This window comes from Nocardia sp. NBC_00508 (genome assembly GCF_036346875.1).
GTDB lineage: Bacteria > Actinomycetota > Actinomycetes > Mycobacteriales > Mycobacteriaceae > Nocardia.
The window spans coordinates 5,066,749-5,089,029 of the sequence record NZ_CP107852.1 but is presented as its reverse complement, the minus strand read 5'-3'; the positions used below and the strand labels follow the sequence as shown (position 1 = coordinate 5,089,029).

General features: G+C 67.0%; 11 protein-coding genes. 2 read left to right on the top strand and 9 right to left on the bottom strand.

The window, feature by feature from the left end; genetic code table 11:
• Positions 1-54: 54 nt before the first annotated feature.
• Positions 55-11,457 (bottom strand): IPT/TIG domain-containing protein, encoded by an 11,403-nt coding sequence (locus tag OHA40_RS22605; protein WP_330228880.1) that lies wholly within the window; start codon positions 11,455-11,457, stop codon positions 55-57.
• A gap of 390 nt (positions 11,458-11,847) precedes the next feature.
• On the opposite strand from OHA40_RS22605, the gene OHA40_RS22600 reads away from it, so the two are divergent.
• The gene (locus OHA40_RS22600) at positions 11,848-12,387 is read left to right on the top strand and encodes a GNAT family N-acetyltransferase (protein WP_330228879.1); all 540 of its coding nucleotides are present in this window, start codon (positions 11,848-11,850) and stop codon (positions 12,385-12,387) included.
• On the opposite strand, the gene OHA40_RS22595 is transcribed toward OHA40_RS22600, so the two are convergent.
• The gene (locus OHA40_RS22595) at positions 12,384-12,572 is read right to left on the bottom strand and encodes a hypothetical protein (protein WP_330228878.1); all 189 of its coding nucleotides are present in this window, start codon (positions 12,570-12,572) and stop codon (positions 12,384-12,386) included. The two genes, OHA40_RS22600 and OHA40_RS22595, sit on opposite strands and share 4 nt — an antisense overlap.
• A gap of 94 nt (positions 12,573-12,666) precedes the next feature.
• Between OHA40_RS22595 and OHA40_RS22590 the strand changes: the two genes are divergently transcribed.
• Positions 12,667-13,560 (top strand): hypothetical protein, encoded by an 894-nt coding sequence (locus tag OHA40_RS22590; protein ID WP_330228877.1) that lies wholly within the window; start codon positions 12,667-12,669, stop codon positions 13,558-13,560.
• Positions 13,561-13,567: 7 nt separating this feature from the next.
• Here OHA40_RS22590 and OHA40_RS22585 read toward each other — a convergent pair whose 3' ends face one another.
• From OHA40_RS22585 to OHA40_RS22555, 7 genes are all read right to left on the bottom strand, one after another.
• Positions 13,568-14,527 carry an SCO2521 family protein gene (locus tag OHA40_RS22585; RefSeq protein WP_330228876.1) on the bottom strand — a complete coding sequence of 320 codons (960 nt, stop codon included), beginning with the start codon at positions 14,525-14,527 and terminating at the stop codon, positions 13,568-13,570.
• 184 nt (positions 14,528-14,711) lie between these two features.
• Positions 14,712-15,725, bottom strand: coding sequence for an SCO2522 family protein (locus OHA40_RS22580; protein WP_330228875.1), 1,014 nt, complete (start codon positions 15,723-15,725; stop codon positions 14,712-14,714).
• Between the two features lie 58 nt (positions 15,726-15,783).
• On the bottom strand, positions 15,784-16,695 hold the full coding sequence (locus tag OHA40_RS22575) for an SCO2523 family variant P-loop protein (protein WP_330228874.1): 912 nt from the start codon (positions 16,693-16,695) through the stop codon (positions 15,784-15,786).
• A 2-nt stretch (positions 16,696-16,697) separates the two neighbouring features.
• Positions 16,698-18,590, bottom strand: coding sequence for an SCO2524 family protein (locus OHA40_RS22570; RefSeq protein ID WP_330228873.1), 1,893 nt, complete (start codon positions 18,588-18,590; stop codon positions 16,698-16,700).
• A 173-nt stretch (positions 18,591-18,763) separates the two neighbouring features.
• Positions 18,764-19,615, bottom strand: a complete 852-nt coding sequence (locus tag OHA40_RS22565) for a TIGR02569 family protein (protein ID WP_330228872.1) — start codon at positions 19,613-19,615, stop codon at positions 18,764-18,766.
• A gap of 67 nt (positions 19,616-19,682) precedes the next feature.
• Positions 19,683-20,867 carry an adenylyltransferase/sulfurtransferase MoeZ gene (moeZ, locus tag OHA40_RS22560; RefSeq protein ID WP_330228871.1) on the bottom strand — a complete coding sequence of 395 codons (1,185 nt, stop codon included), beginning with the start codon at positions 20,865-20,867 and terminating at the stop codon, positions 19,683-19,685.
• Between the two features lie 179 nt (positions 20,868-21,046).
• Positions 21,047-22,129, bottom strand: coding sequence for a DUF3152 domain-containing protein (locus OHA40_RS22555; RefSeq protein WP_330228870.1), 1,083 nt, complete (start codon positions 22,127-22,129; stop codon positions 21,047-21,049).
• Positions 22,130-22,281: the final 152 nt, after the last annotated feature.

Below are 22,281 nucleotides of genomic sequence, written 5' to 3'. Positions count from 1 at the left end.
ACAATGCCGCCGTGCGGAATACGACCGACCGGCAGCCATGCCGAGGTCGCCGGGTCAAGTGTGGTAGGTGTACGAGAGGCCGTTGCTGGTGCCGCCCGGGCCGGTGACCGTGACGGCGACGACGCCCGTCCCGGAAGGCACTGTGGCCCTGATCCGGGTGCTGGAGGTGATGGTGAACGATGTCGCCGCCTTCGTACCGAAGCGCACAGCAGTCGCGCCGGTGAAGTTCGTGCCGGTGAGGGTGATCGTGTTGCCGCCGGAGACGGACCCATTGTTCGGGCTGAGCTGGGTGAGCGTCGGCGGGGCAAGATGGGTGTAGAGGACGCCGTTGCTGGTGCCGCCCACCGTGGTGACGGTGACCGCGGCCGATCCGGCGGCCCGGGCCGGGACGACAGCGGAGATCTGGGTTCCGGAGATCACCGTGAAGGAGGTCGCCGGAGTGGTGCCGAAGTTCACGGCACTGGCACCCGTGAAGCCCGTGCCGGTAAGCGTGACGGTGTTGCCTCCCGCAGCCGGACCCGAATTCGAGACGACCGAGGTGAGTGTGGGCACGGGGACGTACGTATAGAGGACACCGTTGCTGGTGCCGCCCACCGTGGTGACGGTGACCGCGGCCGATCCGGCCGCCCGGGCCGGGACGACAGCGGAGATCTGGGTTCCGGAGATCACCGTAAAGGAAGTCGCCGGAGTCGCACCGAAGCTCACGGCACTGGCACCCGTGAAGCCCGTGCCGATGAGAGTGACGGTGTTCCCGCCCGCAAGGGGACCCGAGCTCGGGGCCACCGACGCGAGAGTCGGCGCGGCAACGTAGGTGTAGACCACACCATTGCTGGCGCCGCCCACGGTGGTAACCGTGACCGCGACCGGCCCCGCCGTCCCGGCCGGGACCACCGCACTGATCTGGGAATCCGAAACCACAGTGAAAGAAACAGCAGTATTCGCACCGAAGCGCACGGCCGTGGTTCCGGTGAGCTTGGCGCCACTGAGGGTGACGGTGTTGCCTCCCGCGGCCGGACCGGAGCTCGGGGACACCGACGTGAGAGTGGGTGCGGCAACGTAGGTGTAGACCACACCATTGCTGGTGCCACCCGCAGTAGTAGCCGTGACCGCGACCGGCCCCGCCGTCCCCGCGGGCACCACCGCATTGATCTGGGAATCCGAAACCACAGTGAAAGAAACAGCAGTATTCGCACCGAAGCGCACGACGGTGGTTCCGGTGAGCTTGGCGCCACTGAGGGTGACGGTGTTGCCACCCGCAACCGGACCCGAACCCGGAACAACCGACGTGAGAGTGGGTGCGGCAACGTAGGTGTAGACCACACCGTTGCTGACGCCGCCCACGGTGGTAACCGTGACCGCGACCGCCCCCGCCGTTCCCGCGGGCACCACGGCACTGATCTGGGTGTCGGAAACGACGGTATAGGAGATCGCCGGAGTCGCGCCGAAGCGGACGGAGCTCGCACCCGTGAATCCCGTGCCGTCGAGCACGACGCTGGTGCCGCCGGTTACGGGTCCCGAGTTCGGGACCACCGCGGTCAGTGTCGGCGCCGGGATGTAGGTGTAGAGGACGCCGTTGCTGGTGCCGCCCGTTGCGGTGACTTTGACGGTGACCGTCCCGGCGACCTCGGCGGGAATCACGGCACTGATCTGGGAATCCGAGACGACGGCGAAGGAAACCGCTGTGTTCGCACCGACGTTCACCGAGGTCGCACTGGTGAATCCGGTGCCCGTGAGGATGACGGTGTTGCCACCTGTGGTCGGACCTGAATCCGGGACCACCGACGCGAGTGTCGGTGCCGGGACGTAGGCATAGACGACCGGGGCGCTCGTGCCACCCGCGGTGGTGACGGTGACGCCGACGGCCCCGGCTCCCGGAGGGGCGGTGACGCTGATCTCGCTGTCGGAGACAACCGTGAACGCCGAGGACACCGCACCGAAATGCACCGCGGTCGAGTTGGTGAGGTTGGTGCCGGTCAGGGTCACCGTGTTGCCGCCCGTCTCGGGACCGGAAGTTGGCGCCACCGACGCGAGAGTCGGTGCTGGGACGTAGGCGTAGGCGACACCATTGCCGACACCACCCGGGGTCGTGACAGTGACCGCGACCGTGCCGGTCCCGGCGGGGGCGACCGCGGTGATCTCGGTGTCGGAGACCACCGTGAAGGAAATCGCCGCTGTCCCACCGAATCGCACGGCTGTCGCACCGGTGAGGTTGGTGCCGGTCAGGGTGACGGTGGTGCCGCCAGCCTGCGGTCCCGAATCCGGAGCCACCGCAACGAGGCTCGGTGCCCGGACGAACGTGTACAGGACAGCGTTACTAGTACCGCCGATAGCCGTCACGGTCACCGCCGCCGCGCCCGTCCGCGCGGGAGCGACCGCCGATATCTCGGTATCCGACACCACGGTAAACGACACCGCCGTAGTGAGACCGAAACTCACAACAGTCGCACCAGTGAATCCTGTACCGGTCAAGACAACAGCATTGCCACCGGTCTCCGGACCCGAATCCGGGATCACTGCAGCGAGAGTCGGCGCCGGAACATAGGTGTAGGAGGCGCCGATGCTCGTGCCCCCGGTGGTGGTGACGGTGACATTCGCCGAGCCCGTTCCGGCAGGAGCCACCGCAGTGATCTGCGAATCGGAGACCACGGCGAACGAGACCGCGGGTGTCCCGTCGAAATCCACCGCAGTCGCGCTGGTGAGGTCGGCACCGGTCAGGGTGACCGTATTACCGCCCGCCTCCGGGCCCGAATCGGGCACCACCGAGGCAAGTGCCGGCGCCGGGACGTAGACGTAGGCAACACCATTACTGGCACCACCCTGGGTCGTCACTGTGACCGCGACCGTGCCGCTCCCAGCAGGGGCGACCGCACCGAGCTCGGTATCCGACACCACCGTGAAGGACGTAGCCGGTATGACGCCGAAGTGCACCGCCGTCGCACCGGTGAAGTTGGTGCCGGTCAGGGTCACTGGGGTGCCACCGGCCTCCGGACCAGAGTCCGGGTTGATGGAGGCGAGAGTCGGCGCCGGGACGAAGGTGTACAGGACAGCGTTACTAGTACCGCCGATAGCCGTCACGGTCACCGCCGCTGTGCCCGTCCGCGCGGGAGCGACGGCGGATATCTCGGTATCCGACACCACCGTGAACGAGCTCGCCGGGATGGGACCAAAATTCACGACAGTCGAACCGGTGAATCCCGTACCGGTCAAAACAACAGTATTGCCACCGGTCTCGGGACCCGAGTCAGGAACGATCGAGGCCAGTGTGGGCGCCGGAACATAGGTGTAGGCCACCGAGTTGCTGGTGCCTCCGGCCGTGGTGACTGTGACATTCACCGAGCCCGTCCCCGCAGGCACGACCGCACTGATCTCGCTGTCCGACACCACAGCGAACGACACCGCCGGTGTCCCATCGAAGTGGAGGGCAGTCGTATCCGAAAGGCCAGTGCCGGTGATAGTAACGGTATTGCCACCCGTCTCCGGACCGGAATCGGGAACCACCGATGTGAGGGCCGGTGCCGGGACGTAGACGTAGGAGACACCATTGCTGGCACCACCCGGGGTCGTCACGGTCACCGCGACCGTGCCGGCCCCGGCAGGCACGACCGCGGTGATCTCGGTATCGGAGACCACCGTGAAGGAAATCGCCGCTGTCCCATCGAAATCAACCGCGCTCGCCCCGGCGAGATCGACACCGGCAAGAGTGACCGTGTTGCCACCGGTCTCCGGACCCGAATCCGGGATCACCGCGGCGAGAGTCGGTGCCGGAACGAACGTGTAGACGACAGCGTTACTCGTACCGCCGATAGCCGTCACGGTCACCGCTGCCGCGCCCGTCCGCGCGGGAGCGACCGCGGATATCTCGGTATCCGACACCACCGTGAACGACACCGCCGGAGTGAGACCGAAATTCACGACAGTCGCACCAGTGAATCCCGTACCGGTCAAAACAACAGCATTGCCACTGGCCTCCGGACCCGAATCCGGAACCACCGCAGCGAGAGTCGGCGCCGGAACATAGGTGTAGACCACCGCGTTGCTGACACCACCCGCGGTCGTGACAGTGACATTCTCCAAACCCGTCCCCGCAGGCACGACCGCACTGATCTCAGCGTCCGACACCACGGCGAACGACACCGCCGCGCTCGCACCGAAATCCACCGCGGTCGCGCCAGTGAACCCCGTACCACTCAGGGTTACCGCGTTACCTCCGGTCTCCGGCCCGGAATCCGGAACCACCGTGGTGAGTGTGGGTGCCGGGACGTAGACGTAGAAGACACCATTACTGGCGCCACCCGGGGTCGTGACAGTGACCGCGGCCGTGCCACTCCCAGCAGGGGCGACCGCACTGAGCTCGGTATCCGACACCACCGTGAAGGACGTAGCCGGTATGACGCCGAAACGCACGGCTGTCGCACCGGTGAATCCCGTACCCGTCAGGATGACGGTGTTGCCGCCAACCTGCGGTCCCGAATCCGGAGCCACCGCAACGAGGCTCGATGCCGGGACAAACGTGTACAGGACAGCATTACTGGTGCCGCCGATAGTCGCCACGGTCACCGCCGCCGCAGCGGTCCGCGCGGGAGCGACCGCGGATATCTCGGTATCCGACACCACCGTGAACGACACCGCCGGAGTGAGACCGAAATTCACAACAGTCGCACCAGTGAATCCGGTACCGGTCAAGACAACAGTATTGCCACCGGTCTCGGGACCCGAGTCAGGCACGATCGAGGCGAGTGTAGGTGCTGGGACATAGGCGTAGAGGACACCATTGCTGACACCACCCGCAGTCGTGACCGTGACATTCACCGAGCCCGTCCCCGCAGGCACGACCGCACTGATCTCGGTGTCCGACACCACGGCGAACGACACCGCCGCGCTCGCACCGAAATCCACCGCGGTCGCGGAGCCGAAGTCCGTGCCACTCAGGGTGACCGTATTGCCGCCGTTCTCCGGCCCCGAGGCGGGAGCCACCGTGGCGAGTGTGGGTGCCGCGACGTAGACATAGGTCGCGGCGTTGCTGGTGCCACCCGGGGTGGTGACGGTGACCTGGGCTGTGCCAGTGCCTGCCGGGGCGACCGCGGTGATCTCGGTGTCGGAGACCACCGTGAAGGAAATCGCCGCTGTCCCACCGAATTCGACCCCACTGGCCCCGGTGAATGCGGTGCCCGTCAGCGTGATCGTGTTGCCACCGGATGTTGGGCCCTGGTCCGGGTCGACCGAGGTGAGGGTAGGAACTCCGAGGTAGTGGTACGTGACACTGTTGCCGATGCCGAACTGATTCGTCACCGTCACCGGCACCGTTCCGGTCCCGGCGGGGACGACGGCCGTGATCTGGGCATCGGAGTCGACGGTAAAGGACGTCGCCGCGGTGACGCCGAAATCCACCGCGAGGGCCCCGGTGAAGTTGTCGCCTTGAAGTACGACCGTGTTGCCGCCGGCTTCGGGGCCCAGGTCGGGGATCACTGCCAGGAGGGCGGGGGATCCGCCGTAAATGTAGAGGACTCCGTTACTGGTGCCGGTCGGCGAGACGACGGTGACCAGCACTGTTCCGGCGCCTGCGGGGACTGCGACGCTGATCTGAGTATCGGACAGGACGGTGAATGAGCCTGCCGCGACCGCACCGAAAAGAACCGAAGTGACACCGGTGAGGTTGGTGCCGATGAGGGAGACGGTGTTGCCTCCCGTGAACGGACCCGAATTCGGGACGACCGAATCGAGGGCGGGGACGAGGACGTAGCTGTAGGAGATGCCGTTGCTGCTGCCGCCGGTGGTCGTCACGCTGACCGCGACCGTGCCGGTACCCGCGGGGGCGACAGCACTGATCTCGGTATCCGAAACAACGGTGAAGGATGTCGCTGCGGTGGCGCCGAAGGTGACCTCGGTCGCACCTGCAAGGTTGGCTCCGGTGATAGTGACGGTGTTGCCACCTGTTTCCGGACCGGAGTCCGGGGCCACCATGGTGAGTGTGGGTGCCGGGACGTAGACGTAGGCAACACCATTGCCGACACCACCCGGGGTCGTGACAGTGACCGCGACCGTGCCGGTCCCGGCGGGAGTGACCGCGCTGAGCTCGGTATCCGACACCACCGTGAAGGACGTAGCCGGTATGACGCCGAAGTGCACCGCCGTCGCACCGGTGAGGTTGGTGCCGGTCAGGGTGACGGTGGTGCCACCCGTCTCCGGCCCTGAGTCGGGAACGATCGCGGCCAGGGTCGGCGCCGGGACGAACGTGTACAGGACAGCATTACTAGTACCGCCGATAGCGGTCACCGTCACCGCCGCTGTACCCGTCCGCGCGGGAGCGACCGCAGCAATCTCGGTATCCGACACCACCGTGAACGACACCGCCGGAGTGAGACCGAAATTCACAACAGTCGCACCGGTGAATCCCGTACCACTCAGGATGACCGTGTTACCCCCGGTCTCCGGACCAGAATCCGGAACCACCGCAGCGAGAGTCGGCGCCGGAACATAGGCGTAGAGCACCGGATCACTGACACCACCGGCCGTGGTCACGGTGGTATTCACCGAGCCCGTCCCCGCAGGCACGACCGCACTGATCTCGGTGTCCGACACCACGGCGAACGACACCGCCGCGCTCGCACCGAAATCCACCGCGGTCGCGGAGCCGAAGTCCGTGCCACTCAGGGTGACCGTATTGCCGCCGTTCTCCGGCCCCGAGGCGGGAGCCACCGTGGCGAGTGTGGGTGCCGCGACATAGACGTAGGCAACACCGTTGCCGACACCACCCGGGGTCGTGACAGTGACCGCGACCGTGCCGGTCCCGGCGGGGGCGACCGCGGTTATCTCGGTGTCGGAGACCACCGTGAAGGACGTAGCCGGTATGACGCCGAAGTGCACCGCCGTCGCATCGGTGAGATTGGTGCCGGTCAGGGTGACGGTGGTGCCGCCAGCCTGCGGTCCCGAATCCGGAGTCACCGCAACGAGGCTCGGTGCCGGGACGAACGTGTACAGGACGGCGTTACTGGTACCGCCGATAGCGGTCACGGTCACCGCCGCTGTGCCGGTACGCGCGGGAGCGACCGCCGATATCTCGGTATCCGACAACACCGTGAACGAGCTCGCCGGAGTGAGACCGAAATTCACAACAGTCGCACTGGTGAATCCCGTACCGGTCAAAACAACAGCATTGCCACCGGCCTCCGGACCCGAATCCGGAACCACCGCAGCGAGAGTCGGCGCCGGAACATAAGCGTAGACCACCGAGTTGCTGATACCGCCGGCAGTCGTGACAGTGATATTCACCGCCCCTGTTCCGGCGGGAGCGACTGCGGTGATCTCGGTGTCCGACACGACGGTGAACGACACCGCCGGTGTCCCATCGAAATCGAGAGCCGTCACACCGGTGAGGTTCGCGCCGGTGAGGGTGACCGTGTTACCTCCGGTCTCCGGTCCGGAGCCGGGAACCACCGAGGCGAGTGCGGGCGCCGGGACGTAGACGTACGAAACAGCGCTGCTGGCTCGCCCCGGGAGGGTGGCAGCGACCGCGGCTGTGCGTGCGCCCGCAGGAGCGACCGCCGTGACCTCGGTGGAGCCACCCGGAGTAGTGACCGTGACCGTAGCTGCGCCGGTGCCCGCGGGGGCGACCGCGGTGATCTCGGTGTCGGAGACCACCGTGAAGGATATGGCCGGTGTCGCGCCGAAATGCACTGCCGTGGCACCGGTGAAGTTGGTGCCGTTCAGGGTGACGGTGGTGCCGCCGGTCTCCGGCCCGGAGTCGGGGACGATCGCGGCCAGCGTCGGCGCCGGGACGAACGTGTAGAAGACAGCATTGCTGGTGCCACCGATAGCGGTGACGGTCACCGCCGCCGTGCCGGTCCGCGCGGGAGCGACCGCCGATATCTCGGTGTCCGACACCACCGTGAACGAACTCGCCGGGATGGGGCCGAAATTCACCACAGTCGCACCGGTGAATCCGGTACCGGTCAAGACAACAGTATTGCCACCGGTCTCGGGGCCCGAGTCAGGAACGATCGAGGCCAGTGTGGGCGCCGGAACATAGGTGTAGGCCACCGGATCACTGACACCACCCGCCGTGGTCACAGTGACATTCGCCGTACCGGTGCCCGCAGGCACCACCGCACTGATCTGCGAATCGGAGACCACGACGAATGACACCGCCGTATTCGCACCGAAATCCACCGCAGTCGCACCAGTGAATCCCGTACCACTCAGGGTGACCGTGTTACCTCCGGTCTCCGGACCGGAATCCGGAACCACCGTGGTCAGTGTCGGCGCCGGAACATAGACGTAGGCCACACCATTGCCGGCACCACCCGCCGTCGTCACAGTGACCGCGACCATGCCGGTCCCGGCAGGCACGACCGCGGTGATCTCGGCATCGGAGACCACCGTGAAGGAAATCGCCGCTGTCCCATCGAAGTCCACCGCCGTGGTACCGGTGAAGTTGCTGCCAACAAGGCTGACAGTGTTGCCACCGGTCTCCGGACCCGAATCCGGGATCAGTGCGGCCAGGGACGGAGCGGGAACAAGCGTGTACAGGACAGCGTTACTCGTACCGCCGACAGCCGTCACGGTCACCGCCGCTGTACCCGTCCGCGCAGGAGCGACCGCGGATATCTCGGTATCCGACACCACCGTGAACGACACCGCCGGAGTGAGACCGAAATTCACGACAGTCGCACCAGTGAATCCCGTACCACTCAGGGTGACCGTGTTACCCCCGGTCTCCGGACCCGAATCCGGCACCACCGCAGCGAGAGTCGGCGCCGGAACATAGGTGTAGACCCCATCACTGACACCACCCGCCGTGGTCACAGTGACATTCGCCGACCCGGTCCCCGCAGGCACCACCGCACTGATCTGCGAATCGGAGACCACGACGAACGACACCGCTGGTGTTCCAGCGAATTCGAGAGCCGTCGCACCGGCCAGGTTCGTGCCGGTGAGGATCACCGTGTTGCCGCCCGTCTCCGGTCCGGAGCCGGGAACCACCGAGGCGAGTGCGGGCACCGGAACATACACGTAGGCAACACCATTGCCGACGCCACCCGGAGTGGTAACGGTGACCGCGTCCGTGCCGCTCCCGGCAGGCACGACCGCGGCGATCTCGGCATCCGACACCACCGTAAAGGATGTGGCCGGTGTCCCATCGAAGTGCACGGAGGTGGCGCCGGTGAGGTTTGCACCGGTCAGGATGACAGTGTTGCCACCCGCCTCGGGCCCGGAGCCGGGGACGACCGACACGAGAACCGGTGCCGGGATGTAGGTGTAGTTCACCGGGTTGCTGGTACCGCCGGCGGTGGTGACGGTGACGTCGACAAAGCCGGTACCTGTGGGGACAACGGCGGTGATCTGGGTGTCGGAGACAGCGGTGAATGAGATCGCCGGTGTCCCATTGAAATGCACGCCGATAGCACCGGCAAGATTGGTGCCGGTGACGGTGACGGTATTACCGCCGGTCTCGGGGCCGGAGTCGGGGACGATCGAGGTGAGGCCGGGTACCGGGGCATGGGTGTAGGTCACGGGGTTACTGACGCCGCCCGCAGTGGTGACGGTGACATCGACGATGCCCGTTCCCGCGGGCACCTCGGCGGCGATCTGGGTGCCGGAGACGACGGTGAAAGCGATCGCGGTATTCGCGTCGAAATGGACGGCAGTGGCTCCGGTGAGGTTGGTGCCGGTGAGGATGACCGTGTTGCCGCCGGTTTCCGGACCGGAGGCCGGCACCACTGAGCCGAGTACCGGTGCGGAAACGTAGCTGTAGGTCGCCGGGTTGCTGGTGCCGCCTGTCGCGGTGACGGCGACGTTCACTGTGCCGGTGCCTGCGGGGGCGATGGCGCTGATCTCGGTGCCGGAGACCACCGTGAAGGAAGTCGCAGGGGTGGCGCCGAAGCGGACAGCGGTGACGCCGGTGAATCCGGTGCCCCTGAGCACGACCGTGTCACCGCCGGTGACCGGCCCGGAATCGGGGACCACCGACGCGAGTGTCGGTGCGGCGACATAGGTGTAGAGGACCCCGTTGCTGGTGCCACCCGCGGTGGTGTCCGTGACGACGACGGCTCCCGCGGTCCCTGCGGCCACCACGGCGGTGATCTGGGTGTCGGAGACGACGGTGAACGAGATCGCCGGTGTCCCATTGAAATACACGGCGGTGGTACCGGTGAGGTTGGTGCCGGTCAGGGTGACGGTGTTGCCGCCGGACTCGGGCCCCGAGTCGGGGAGGATCGAGGCGAGCGTGGGCGCCGGGACGTAGGTGTAGGTCACCGGGCCGCTCGAGCCGCCCGCGGTGGCAACGGTGACATCGACGACCCCGGTGCCCGCAGGCGCCACGGCGCTGATCTGCGTGTCCGACACCACCACGAACTCGACCGCCGGGGTGGCGCCGAAAAGGACGGTGGTCGTGCCGGTCAGGTCGGCGCCGGTCAGGATGACGGGGTTGCCGCCCGTCGAAGGGCCGGAACTCGGGACCACCGAGGTGAGTGTCGGTGCTGGGATGTAGGTGTAGGAGACGGGATTACTGGTGCCGACGATGGTCGTGACGGTGACGTCGGCTGTGCCGGTGCCGCCCGGCACTGTGGCGGTGATCTGGGTATCGGAATCGATGCTGAAGGAAAGTGCTGCCGTCGCACCGAAATTCACCGCGGTAGCTCCGGTGAATCCGGTGCCGGTGAGGATGACGGTGTTGCCGCCTGCCGCCGCGCCGGAGTTCGGGCTGACCGAGATCAGTGTCGGCGTGGTGATGTAGGTGTAGTCCAGCGCGTTACTGGTACTGGCTGACGTGGTGACGGTGACCTGCACCGTACCCGTCCCGGGCGGAGCGATCGCGGTGATCCGCGTCGGGGAATCGATGGTGAAGGTCGTCGCGGTCGAACCGAACCGCACCGTGGTGGGACCAGTGAAGCCGGTGCCGGTGATCACCACATGATTGCCCCCGGACGGTGGCCCTGAGGTCGGTGATAGCGAAGTGAGCGTGGGAAATACGACATAGATGTACGGCAGTGCGTTGCTCGTCCCGACCGGAGAGGTGACGGTCACCGGAACTATGCCGGTCCCCAGCGGAACCACCGCGGTGATCTCGGTCTCCGACACGACGGTGAACGACGTCGCCGGAGTGCTACCGAAATTCACCCCGGTCGCGCCGGACAGACCTGAACCATTGACAGTAACCGTGGTCTCGGCAGGCCCTTGGGCAGGACTGATCGAGGTCAGAAAAGGAACCGCGACATAGGTGTAGGGCAATGCGTTGCTCGTGCCACCCAGCAGCGCGGTGACGGTAACCGGCACCGTGCCGGTTCCGGCGGGAGCAGTGGCCGTGATTCGAGTATCGGAGTCTATGGTGAACGTGGTCGCGACCGAGCCGAAACGCACCGTCAAAGGACCAACACCACTGAACCCTGAGCCGGTTATCACCACGCTATTGCCACCGGGCTGCGGCCCCGAAGTCGGTGCGAGCGAAGCAATAGTAGGCATAGGACTGCCCTCCGACGGTGACGCGAGATGAACAGGCTTGCAAGCTTCGGTGGCGACGTAGCCTGCGACACTTCAGCGCTTTCCAGTAACCCTCTCCCAGCGACATTTTGGCAACAAATCCCCGATCCGGTTTCGTCCGTTTTCAGATGTAGCTGATCCGGACCGAGCGTCGAGTCGACGGATTACCGGCCGCCCGCCCACCGCGGATAGCGACGCGATCACCGTCGTTGCCCCCGAGGCTGTTTCACCTGGCACATCAGGGCGCCCGCTCACATGCCAGATCAAATGAATTCCTGTCGCCGGGTACGGTTTTCGGCTGTCTCCTCCCGGGAAGCATGGCCAGCGCTCTACTCTGGAAGCTGGACTCACGGCGGAGGACAGGGGGCGCGGGTGAATATCGCGAAAGGCGCTGGGGCGCCGGTATTCCGGACCGCCATGCTGAGCGACCTCGCGGATATCGCCGCGCTGGAGCAGACCGAGTTCGGCGAGCTGGCCTATCCGTACTTTGCGCTGCGCCAACTCTTCGATCTGCACGGAAGCCATTGGGTCGTAGCTGATCTCGACGGCACGATCGGCGGATACGCGATGGTGGCGCTCGGCTCACCGCAGTGCGCCTGGGTGATCGGGCTCGCGGTCGCGCCGCAGGGCCGTGGCCGCGGCTACGGACGGGCGCTGCTGGACGGCGCGCTGGCCCGCTGCCGGGCAGCTCTAGTCGACGACGTATTCCTCACCGTCCGGCCGAACGATCAACCGGCCTCGAACCTGTACAAGACGGCCGGATTCGTCTGGGCCGGACACGAGGAGCGCTACTTCGGCACGGGAGAGCCCCGCGACGTCCTGGTTCGCCGAATCCGGCACCGCGCGGGCGCATCGGAGATCGCCCATCCTGCCTCGAGCATCTGGCGCAAGCGCGGTCATAGCCCGGATTAGACCGCGAGACGGTTCGCCCGGTCTCCCGTGGGCGGCCCCTTTGCGACACCGAACAGTTTCGGGTCTCCCATGCGGTAGAGGTTCTGCTGTACCGCCGCGCCGAAGTTGCCGCCGATAGTGGCTATCGAATTGCCGTCCACGATCCCGATGTGCTCCGATGTGCCGTCGCCATTCGTGCCGGGCACCGTCACCCCCTCCGAGCACCGCTCGCCAGTGAATTCCGTTGCTATGGTGGATATCACGTCGCTACGACGCGCAGGCTCCGGGGGAGGAATGCCCATGACCGAATACGACAACCCGGTCACCCACGTGCAGTTCGGGAATACACCCGAAATCTGGATCGATCAGCACGCCACCGGCTACGCCCAGGAAGTCGCGGACTACCTGGACGAGTTGAGCGCCGGGACCAGACAGCCGGACGAGAAGCCGCTGCTGGATTCGTTCAACAATCACGTCGAAAAGGTGGTCACCGCTTTCGATCACACGAAGGTCAAGCATCGTGGGGACAGCCTGCTCTTCTCCGACATCTACGCCGCCGCCGACGACAACACCGCGATGGACGAGGTGCTCCAGCGTGCGCACGTCGAACTGCTGATGGCGCTGCTGGCCGCGGAGGTCGAGCTACGCGGGCCGCTGAGCCTGAGCCGGACCCAGAACATCCGGCTGGCCGAGATCTACGAGGAGCTCGGCGACCGCCTCCTCGCCGCCGCGGTGCCCGGCAAGCGGACCAAGACCTTTCTCCCCGGGCACGCGGCCATGGCGTTTCTGCGCGCCTCGGGTTTGCACGCGCTCAACGAGGACGTCGACGCGCAGGACCGGTGCGGCCTCGCGCTGGCCAGAGCGCGCAGGTCGGCGACCTATCCAGCCTGGCGCCGCAGCGTCGGCTGGGCCTCGGATCTGTTGTGCGGCTATGGCTATCGACCGTTCCGGCTGCTCGGCTGGATCGCCGTGCAACTACTCGTGTTCACCGTCGCGCTGCGGCTGAGCACATCCCTTCCGATCACCACATCGCTGCATATGTGCCTGATCAATTTCCTCAACCCGGTGGGCCTCGGCGACCTGCAAGAGGTCGGCCGGATCGGACGCGCCGTGCTGATGATCGAGACGTACGCCGGGATCGTGTCCACCTCGGTGTTCTTCGCGCTGCTGGTCCGCAAGTGGTTCCGGCTGTGACCCGAGTTCAATCCGGGGCGTTGATCGTGGAGGCGCGCATGGCCGCCAGCGTCGCCACCGACATCCGGTCGCGCAGCTGGCCCACCCGCGCCGACCATTCCCGGGTGAAGCCGGGGTCGCGATCCAGTTGCTCCCAGAGGCCACGTAGCGCCCCCGGCGCATGGGCACCGGGCATCCACAGGTGCGCCAGGTTGGTGAGCAGCGGCGCGATGATCGCGGCCGACTCCGCGCTGGCCGGCGGGTAGAGGTCGGCCTCCTCGACCACCGTGTCCGCGACAGTGAGCAGCCAGTCGTGCAGCGCGAGGTCCTCGCAGAAGCGATGCGCCACCTCGAGTTCCGACTCGTCACGCACGGTCACCAGTACCGTGCGCACCAGCTCGTCCTGCAACTGGAATGTCAGCATCGGGCGGGGCACCTCGGCGATCCGCGCGGCCCAGCGCAGCCGCGCCGTGCGTGTCTGCATCGGCGCGTGCTGATCCAGGCGCATGTCCATCCGAATCTTGGCGAGCAGCCGCTGACTGATCGAGGCCAGATCCAGGACGCCGTCGGGCTGCTCACCGGCGGCGAGGAAGCCGTCGGCCAACTCACCGCTGGTCGCCTCGGTGACCTTTGAGACCACCTCCGTCACCCCGACCCGAGTGAGGTAGTGCGACCACGTCTGCCGCTGCCGCACCTCGGCGGGGACGACCGTGGTGTGCGCCGAACTCTGCAGCACCCGTCCGCCGACGACCACCGCGTTGGTCGCCACCGTCCCGATCGCGCGCACACTGCCACGCGGCTTGACGGCCAGCTGGCAATCGACCCCGACCGCGGTGGTCGGCGACGTGGCCAGCGTCGTCGGACGCTCACGCCACAGCACCCGGCGTCCGGGTATCAGCGCGAGCAGTTCCTCCAGCAAGTCGCGTCCGAGCGCCGTCGAATCCGGCACCAGGCAGGTGCGGACCTCACCGAGCAGAATCAGCGGCATGCCAGTGGAAGGCGCTGGTGCCGAGAGGGTTTCGGGCACCGCCCGCTGGGACCTCCCGGCCAGCGTTGGCCTCCGAACCGACCGCGGGCCGCGCCTCGCACGGGCCACGCCCGCCAACCGGCGCAGCCGCTCGCCGTGCGAGGGCTGGTCGCGGCCGGAGCAGGAGTGCGACGCTCCGCTCATATCAGGACCCATCCAGCAAATAGTGGCTCATCCGCTCGGTCACCTTGCGCGGCACGGTAACCGGGACGCCCTCGTCGCCGCCCCGCGCGATGATCTGCTCGACCACTTCCTCCTCGAGATCGATGTGATCCAGGATTACCCGCACCGCGTGTTCGATACCCAGATACCGCTGCGGGAGCAGCGACAGCGACCGATAGGCGGCGAACGGTTTGGCCTGCGGGTTGAGTTTCACGACGGCGGGCATCTCCCACCACTGCGGCGGCCAGCCGTCCTCGGGCCGCCACAACTGCGGGTCGACGATGGGTTCGCCGTCGTAGCGCAGCATCCCGAGCCGCAGCAGCTGCCAGATCGACGCGAGGAAGGGGCACGACCATTTCGTGTGCACCTCGGCCCGGCCGTTCACTTTCTTGGTCTGCTTGCTCCACATCTGCACGTCGAGGAAGATCGAATGCTCGCGCCTGCCGAACTCCTCCGGCGGCTCGTACGGCAGGCGGTGCATGGCCTGACCGGGCTCGTCGTCGGATGCCCTGCGCCCGTTGCACAGCCAGCCGGACTCCGCGGTGGGCGGGCGCCGTCCGTTCGAGCCCTCTTGCGGCTCGGCCACGATGCGCGCGGCCACCATCTCCGCCAACGGGATGCGGCGGTCACCGGACGAGCCGGATGGCGCCTCGAAGCATCCCGCCTCGCGTGCCAGATAGTCGATGGTCATACCGCACTCGGCTGCGGCACCGAGCAGCTTGCCGAGGATCTCGCCCGGATCGGTGTCGTGCCGGAAGTAGTCGTCGATCAGGAAGCAGGTGCTCACCCGCGCACGCGGCCCGAACTCGGCCTGCGCCGCCGCGGTGAACGCCGGGATCAGCGGTGCGATCTTACGGAACTGCGCACGGATACGATCCGCACCGTTGCTGAGATCGTTCATGTAGAAGTGACCCACCTCGATGGACAGGTGGGACAACGGGACCTGAGCGACCCGCGGACGCTCGGTCGCCTCGCTATAGCCTGCTACGTGATCCACTGCTGATCGACAACCCTTCCGGGATCGTGCTTTCGCGAAAGCGTAGGCGAGTTCGGATCTATTCCCAGGTGGCGGCGTGCAGGAGCCGACCGGCAAGCTGGTTGAAGGCGGCGGAGGTCTCCTCGTTGGCGATGCTGTTGGCCACGTCGGCGTCCAAGATGATCTGCTCACGCCATTGCAGCACCGGCTCCACCGGAGTCTTGCCGAGCAGGGATGTCGCGCCGAGCCGGTTCTTGCCCGCCAACGTGACCAAGGCCCCGTTCTGTTCCTGCAACCACTTGACCTGCGCCGCGCCTGGGCCGCCGGTCATCTCGTTCACTTGTGGCACCGCGGTGCGCACGTAGCGAATGTTCGCGAGCAGCTTCTGCGGGTCGTGCTTGCACTGGCTGCCGGTCTCCAGTAACCCGTGCGGACCGTGGACCAGTCCGCTGGCCGCCAGGATGTGCTGGCGCGTCCAGCGGTGGAAGACCAGCCACCGCACCGTCTTCGAGGCCAGCTGCGGTGCCGCCGTCGCGCGCAGCGCCAGCTCCATCGCCAGCGAGCGGCCCGCGCTCAGGTCCACGAAACAGACCTTGAACTCCTGTTCGAGGCCGACGAACAGTTCCGTGCAACGGCGGACCACGTCGTCGTTGATGCTGTCGAACTCCGCGCCGCCTTCATCACCGGGGAACAGGACCAGCCGTCCGGTCCTGGTCCGCATCTTGCGCAATCCGACCCGATCGGTCTTGGCCCGCACGTCGATCTGCCGGGCGATGCCGTTCTTCCCGAGCAGATACTCGTGCAGCCCGTCCCCATCCGGGGTTCCCCGCTCCACCGAACCGATTTCGAACAGGGCGCCCGCGGTCGGCGAACCGAAGTCGAAATCGAGATAGGCCACGCTCATCCCGCTCAGGCACAGCCGGTAGGCGAGATTGCAGCTGGTCACCGAACGTCCGGTACCGCCCTTGTCGGAGGTCGCGAACACGATCATGGTTACGTGGCCCTTGTCGCGTCCATGCGGGCATAGGCCAGTTTGTGCAGTTCGCGCAGCGCGTCGGCGGCGAGCACGAACGCCGTGCCCGCCTGCCTGCGGGCGACCAGTTGCCTGGCTTGCTCGAGGTTCTCCTCCACCCGGTCCAGGGTGATCCGGTTCTCCGAGACATCGTCGATGCTGACGCTCAGCATCTCCTGGTTGAGCAGGTGCTCGGCCTCGTTGAGCAGTTCGACCGCGCGCACCACCATCGCCGGGGAGGTCAACGGTGGCTCGCGGAACGTGCGGTCCGCGCTGACCAGGCATTCGATCACGCGCTCGGTCATGTACCAGGACGGCTGCGTCTCCCGCGCCGTGCCGTTGCCGAAGACTCCGGCGGGATCGTCCCAGAGCCCGGCCGCGCGACCGGAGGTGATGATGCGCGCTTCCAGATGATCCATCGTCGATTTGGCCAGATCCATCAGCCGGTCGCGGGCGGTGATATTGCTGGAGAGCCGGGCGGCTTGCAGTAGCCGCTTCAACAGCACGGCGGCGAAATCCGAGACCTCCCACTGCAACAGCGGCCCGCTGTCGACAGTTTCGGTGCCGCGCAAGGACAATCGCACGCCGGGCGCGTGCATACGCACCGCCGGGTCGTCGCGCGTGGTCCGGCGGATGATCCGGCCGCGCCTGGCCAGTTCGTCGAAAATCGACACGGCTCTGGTCAAGTCGTCATCGGAGGCGGTGCGGTTGATCAGATCCTGGATCAGCACGGCGGACACGATGAGACTGAAGTAGTCCGATTCCTCGCCGTCGGAGGTGCGCCACGGAATGTCCTCCAGCGGCCAGGAATCGGAACCGAACCGGGCGACCGTCGACCAGTAACGCTGGGTCAGGTCCCAGCGAATCCGCAGCGCCTCGGCAAGCCGGTACTGCTGTTCGTCGAGCAGGTCCAGTTCCCTTGTGCGCTGGGAGATCAGGTCGTTGATGCCGTCCAGCGCGATGACGGTGAAGTACAGGTACGGGCGCGGATCGGCGATACCGGGCTGCATGGCGATGGCGCAGTCGACGAAGCCGACCGGAGCCGCGTCGCGAACCAGGCCCCAGCTCCAGCCGCATTCGAACAGCAATTCCTCATCGTCCAGCTCGGTGTCCGGCGTCTGCCCGAGCGTGATGTCGTTGCGCAGCCGGGCGCGGACTCGCTCCAGGCTGCGCGTGATGCCTTCGGCGACCGCCTTGGGCGGCAGGTCGCTCTGATTCAGCATGCCGAGCATCACTTGTCCCGCATCGGATTTCGGCTCCACCGTATTGACCACGAAACTGCGGACCAAGCCGGTCATCGCGGCGGTGAGGCGGGCACTGAGCCTTCCGTTGAGCTTCTCGATCCGATCGATGAGATTGGCGCGCCCCTCCGCGCGCACCCAGCCCTCGTAGACCCGCAGGAAGCGCAGCCCGGCCAGGCACAGCGTCAATGACATGGAGTACGAGTCGACGACCTCGATATCACGCTGCACCGCAGTGGGTTCGCGCTCGTCGGCCGAACGCAGGTAGCTGCCCGAGGCGAAGATGGGCTCGCCGTCCGGTTCGCCGTCACCGTCCGGTTCGCCGTCCGGTCCCACCCGGTGGGTATTGCGGAGGATGTAGTCCTCCAGCAAGGTGATCACGACGGTTCCGATCTTCGTCTGACCGCCGAACGGCGACAGGACCGAACTGACGTCGTCGGCCATGCTGTCGGGGCGATCCAGCGCGAGGCTTTCGATCTCGGTCGCCGGATACAGCAGGCACAACAATTGCTCGGAATCGCTGATCGAATTGGCGGCCATGCGACCACCCCAGTGCCACTCGGCGCCGTCCCAGGACACCGATAGCGCGGAGCGCCACAGATCCAGAATCTGTTGCCGCGGTTGAATTCTCACCCTGCCCCGTCCTCGAAACCCCTCGTCGCGGACCGCGCTGATCTCCAACCCGACGGAGACTCACGGCGGCGATACTGCGGAAAACTTATCACGGGGGCACCCACGGCGTCCGGCTCCGCGCGATTCTGTCCAGCACGGCACGGAAAGCATTCCGAACAGCGGATATTCCGCACTCAGAGAGTCAGGCGAACCATGTCGGCGGTGCGGGCCAGACCGGGGAACGCCTGCGGCGTGGAGCGCGGGTGCAGCGCGTGCACCGCGAGCCGGAACATGACCGCCCGCAACAACATCTGCGGCCACTCCGGAAGATCGGACCAGCGATCCAGCAACCCGTCGTCCGCGCCGCCCCAAGCCAGTGCGTCGATCACGACGACCGCCGCCGCCCACGGCACGGGCCGCCAGTACGGGGTGATATCGGTGAGGCCGGGAGTGTACGAACCGGCGAACAACACGGTGCCGAAGAGGTCGCCGTGCACCAGTTGCGCCGGCGTCTGCACCGGCTTGCGCAGGGTGGCCAGCTGACCGATGAGTTCCAGGCTGCGCTGGCCGTCCGGCGAGGTCGTCAGCAGCGCGCCGCCCGCGCGCAAGGTGCGCAGCGGCACCGCCTCCCACGCAGCGCGGTCCGCGGCGGCGAACACGTCCACATCCACCCAGGGCACGACCGGCGGCTGCGATAGGAAGCGGGGCCGCTCCAACTTCGCCGTAGCCTGATGCAGCCGCAGCGACACCGAGACCACCTCGTCGTGCCGTGGTTCCGGGGCGCCCTCCAGATAGGTGTCCGCGCGCCAGCCGGACACGACATAGCGTCCGTCGGTGGCGCGCACCGGGCGGGCCAGCCGCAACCCGTCCGCCCGCAACGTCTCGCGCACCTTCGCCGACCACGCCGCGCGCGCGTGATCGGCGACCGGACTGAGCACCACATCCCCGCAGCGCCAGCCACCCTCCCAGTCGCCGAGCGAAACCGGGGTCACTTCGCGCAGACCGAACGTGGCGCGCACGTGCTCGGGAGGTTCCACAGAAGTCACGGCCGTACGGTAACTGTGTTTATTTTGGCGCGCCTGCGGCGCGCCGTGGCTGTGCTGGTTTTGCAGCTCAGTACACCGGCAGCGATTTATCGATCTGGTTGGCCCAGGCGATCACGCCGCCTTGCAGGTGGGTGGCGTCGGCGAAGCCCGCCCGCTTCAGGGCGGCCAAGGCCTCGGCGGAGCGCACGCCGGTCTTGCAGTGCAGCACGATCGGGCGGTTCTGCGGCAGCTCGGCCAGGGCCTCGCCGGACAGGATGCGGTCCTTCGGGATGAGCTTGGCGCCCTCGATGTGCACGATGTCCCATTCGACCGGCTCGCGCACGTCGATCAGCTCGATCTCCTTGCCCGCGTCGAACAAGTCCTTGAGCTCGCGTGCGGTGATGGTGGACCCGGCCGCGGCCGCCTGCCCCTCCTCGGACACCACGCCGCAGAACGCCTCGTAGTCGATCAGCTCGGTGATCGGCTGGCGCTCCGGGTCGCGGCGCAGCTTGATCGTCCGGTAGTTCATGTCCAGTGCGTCGTACACCATCAGCCTGCCAAGCAGGGGCTCGCCGATGCCGGTGAGCAGCTTGATCGCCTCGGTCACCATCACCGACCCGATCGACGCGCACAGCACGCCGAGCACACCGCCCTCGGCGCAGGACGGCACCATGCCGGGCGGCGGGGCCTCGGGGTACAGGTCGCGATAGTTGATGCCGCGTCCGTCCGGCGCGTCCTCCCAGAACACCGAGACCTGGCCCTCGAACCGGTAGATCGAGCCCCACACGTACGGCTTGCCCGCCAGCACCGCGGCGTCGTTGACCAGGTAGCGGGTGGCGAAGTTGTCGGTGCCGTCGACGATCAGGTCGTATGCACCGAACAGCTCGACCGCGTTCTCGGGTTCCAGCCGGATCTTGTGCAGCCGCACATCGATACCGGAGTTGATCTCCAGGATCGAGTCGCGCGCGCTGTCGGCCTTGGGGCGGCCGATGTCGGATTCACCGTGGATGATCTGGCGCTGCAGGTTGGAGGAGTCCACCTCGTCGAACTCGACGATGCCCAGCGTGCCGACGCCCGCGGCGGCCAGATACAGCAGGGCGGGCGAGCCGAGACCGCCCGCGCCGATCACCAGCACTTTGGCGTTCTTCAGACGCTTCTGCCCGTCCACGCCGAGATCCGGGATGATCAGGTGTCGGCTGTACCGGGCTACCTCATCCCTGGTCAGCTCCGCGGCCGGCTCGACAAGTGGCGGCAGGGACTTGGGTGATGACACGTCCAGGACTCCTCGAATCGCTTGGCCGATCGGACGGCGGTATGGCGCGCCCTTCGCGGGCGCCCAACTATGCAACACCGACGACCGGCCCCTTCTTCCCGACCCATCGTCGCGCATCACCGGCCTGCGGCGACAACCCACCCTGTCCGTCGCGGCTGGATCGTCGACATTCCACACCCCTACCCGCGCGGGTAGGGCCAGGAGTTGAACCGGCAGCGCTTGCCGTCCTTGGGGACGAGGCCGTGCGGGTCCAACACGGCGATGTCGTCGTTTCTGGTGCCGAAGGTCTGCTGCATCATCACCGGCGCGAGCCCCCCGTCGGTCTCGCACGGCTGGTGCTGGTGATAGCCGATGGCGTGGCCGACCTCATGGTTGATCAGGTACTGCCGATACGACCCGATATCGCCCTCGAACGCCAGCGCGCCACGCACCCAGCGGACCTCGGACAGCACCACGCGACGGCCGCTGGCGTTGTAGCAGGAGGTGTCGATCGGAATGTCGAACCCACATTCCTTGCGGCTGGATCCTCGCGAGGTGAGCGAGATGCGAAAGTCCACCCCGCCCTGGTCGACCCGGCGGAACGCGAACTTGCTGTCGTGTGCCCAGCCCTTCGGGTTGGCGAGGGTGGAGTCGACCATCGTGGCCATAGCCTCGTCGCCGCCGAAGGCGGAGGTGTCCACGCCGTCCTCGATCTCCACGGTGTAGCGGAAGACCGTCTGAGTTCCGGTGCCGACCTGTGCGGTGGCACCGGCCACGACGCGCCAGGTGCCCGCGCCGGTCTCGGTGAACGGCCCGCCCTCGGGCAGCGCCCCGGTGGGCAGATCGGTGGGAAAGTGCCCGTCCCCGGGCGGGGCGCCGATGATGCCCACGGTCGCGGTGCCCGAGCTCAGGCGCCCGAGTCCGGCGTCCGCCCCGGTGGCGTCGGGGGTGCCGGTGACGGCGGTGGTGTTCGTGTCATCGGTGCTGCCGTTGCCGGTGGCGCGGATCGCGTCCACGACCACCAATACGGTGATCACGATCAGCACCGGGAGGGCGTACGCCCGCCAACCGTAGGTCGAGACGAATCTGCCGAGGGCGCTTTGCTTCTTGGCGTCCCGGTCGGGACGTGCCCTGGCTCTGCCCTCGTCGGGGGCGGTGGGATCCCAGCGGGCGCGCAGCGGTTGGTGGGAACGCTCGCCCTTCTGGCGATAGAGGCCCAGCGGATCGTAGATCTCGACGCCGTCCTGATCCCGCTGCGGCGGAGTCGAATCAGACTGCGGCACAGACGGTTCGGGAGTCTCAGTGGAACGCTTCCGGTTCCTCGCCGTTCGGCCGGGTGACCCACCGCCCGCACCGGACCGCTTCGCCCCGGTTCGAGCCGCTCGGTTCGATCGCGCCTCTGGCCAGGTTCTCGCCATGGGGTCCGACCCTACGG

Coding starts and splice junctions, on each gene's coding strand:
- OHA40_RS22605 (WP_330228880.1), bottom strand. CDS start 11,457: ATGCCTACTATTGCTTCGCTCGCACCGACTTCGGGGCCGCAGCCCGGT.
- OHA40_RS22590 (WP_330228877.1), top strand. CDS start 12,667: ATGACCGAATACGACAACCCGGTCACCCACGTGCAGTTCGGGAATACA.
- OHA40_RS22585 (WP_330228876.1), bottom strand. CDS start 14,527: ATGCCGCTGATTCTGCTCGGTGAGGTCCGCACCTGCCTGGTGCCGGAT.
- OHA40_RS22575 (WP_330228874.1), bottom strand. CDS start 16,695: ATGATCGTGTTCGCGACCTCCGACAAGGGCGGTACCGGACGTTCGGTG.